Origin of the sequence: Streptomyces exfoliatus, assembly GCF_000725545.1 — a bacterium.
GTDB lineage: Bacteria > Actinomycetota > Actinomycetes > Streptomycetales > Streptomycetaceae > Streptomyces > Streptomyces exfoliatus.
The window spans coordinates 1-202 of sequence record NZ_JNZP01000128.1 but is presented as its reverse complement, the minus strand read 5'-3'; the positions used below and the strand labels follow the sequence as shown (position 1 = coordinate 202).

Genomic DNA, 202 nt, shown 5'->3' with positions numbered 1-202 from the left:
CATGTAGTAGTACGCGCGGCCGAACGGGTCGGGATCATCCCCCTTCGTCGGCGTCGCCGACGAGTCCGTGAACGCCGTCGTCCCCGGCGCGACCGGCGCCACCAGCGTCGCGGAGGAGGGGGTGAAGGTCTGGCTGATCGAGCGGTGGACCTGGTACTCGACCAGATCGTCACCGGTCCCGATCGGGTCCTTGTCCTGGTAG

Annotated in this window: 1 protein-coding gene; it reads right to left on the bottom strand. The window is 68.3% G+C overall.

Annotated elements, in window-relative coordinates; translation table 11 throughout:
• Positions 1-202: hypothetical protein (locus IO20_RS37345; protein ID WP_037637122.1), on the bottom strand; the 202-nt coding region annotated here is incomplete at both ends.